This is a genomic window from Mesorhizobium sp. M7A.F.Ca.US.002.01.1.1, assembly GCF_004022955.1.
GTDB classification, from domain to species: domain Bacteria; phylum Pseudomonadota; class Alphaproteobacteria; order Rhizobiales; family Rhizobiaceae; genus Mesorhizobium; species Mesorhizobium ciceri.
This window is the reverse complement of sequence record NZ_RZQE01000838.1, coordinates 1-1,456: the sequence shown is the minus strand read 5'-3', so window position 1 is coordinate 1,456 and position 1,456 is coordinate 1. Positions and strand designations below refer to the sequence as shown.

1 protein-coding gene is annotated in these 1,456 nt (G+C 62.8%); it reads left to right on the top strand.

Annotated elements, in window-relative coordinates; genetic code table 11:
* Positions 1 to 72: 72 nt before the first annotated feature.
* Positions 73 to 1,456: type IVB secretion system protein IcmH/DotU (gene icmH, locus EN932_RS35975; protein WP_128369520.1), on the top strand; the 1,384-nt coding region annotated here is incomplete at its 3' end.

Genomic DNA, 1,456 nt, shown 5'->3' with positions numbered 1-1,456 from the left:
TTACCCGACCAGAAACCGTCTTGCGCCTGTCTCGCCCAATCGCGGGTGTCCCGCCTGCACGGGTGATCGGCGATGAGCTCGAAGGACGACCCCTTCGGTCCGGCGGGCAAGACCGTCATTCGCGCAAATCCACGGCGCACGCAAAAACCGCCGCCGGTTCCGGAGCAATCCATCGCGGACACCTCCAGGATCGAGGATTCAACCGTGTTCGATCCTGGCGTCGTGCGGCCACCGGGCTGGGTATCAGGAACCGTCATCTATCAAGGCCCGGCCCTGGGTGCCCCAGCAGGTACCAGCTCTTCGGCCGCCGCATCAAAGCCGCCCATCGAGCAGCGCATGCTGCTCGGCGCCGCCGAGGTGGTCAGATACTGCGCGGCAAACACTATTCTCGCTGCGGCCGCTCCTTTGCTGATGCTGTTTGGGCAACTCAGGCTGATGCCTGTCGAAAGACAGGCGGAGCCACTGGCGCAACATGTCGCTGAGGCCATCGAAAAATTCGACCGGACGGTGGAGAAATCGGACGTTGCCGAAGAGGATGCGCGGATTGCGCGTTATGTTCTGTGCGAAACAGCCGACGATCTCATCGGCAACCTGCCTTGGCCTGGGAAAGACGACTGGTCGCAACGCAGCATGTCGTGGCAGTTCTTTCATACCCAGTCCTCCGGCACAGGCTTCTACGAAGCACTGAACAAGATCCTGGCCCATCCCGAGACACATTACGATCTGCTCGAACTGATGCATGTCTGTCTGTCGCTGGGGTTCGAGGGCCAGTATCGCGGCGTGAGGCGCGAAGACAACAATCTCGAGCGCGTTCGACGCGACGTCTACGAGACGCTTCGCTACTTCAGGACGCGGGCGGGTGAAGACATCTCGCCGCGCTGGCAGGGCTTGGCCGAGACGATGGCGCAGTCCTCGGCCCGCCTGCCGCTTTGGGTGGTTGCCGCGTCAGCGTCGGCGCTGCTGGCGGCAGCGTTCTTCGCATTGCGGGTCTTCATCTCCAATGAAGGCGACGCCGCCGCAGGTGAATTGCTGGCACTCAACCCATCAATACCCGTCGCTATCGAGCGCGCCAGCGTGGCGCCGCTGGTCGAGCCAGCCAAAGTCGCCCCACCGGCGGCCAACGCTCAGATCGATCGTATTCGTGCGGCGCTGGCCAAGGACGTCGAAGGCGGCGGACTGGCCATTGGCACCAAGGGCGACTTCATCGTCGTGGAAATCAACAATCTGCTGCTGTTCCAGTCCGGCAGGGCCGAGACGAAGCCGGAATTTCAGCCCATCGCCGCCGACATCGCCGCGGCTCTTGAGCACGAGCCTGGACCGATCCGGATCGTCGGCCACACGGATAATGTCAAACCGCGTCGGTCGAGCGCCTTCAAATCCAACTTCGACCTTTCGCTGGCCCGGGCCAAAGCCGTCGAAGCGCTGATGGCCGCGAAATTCAGCGATCCCTCGCGAC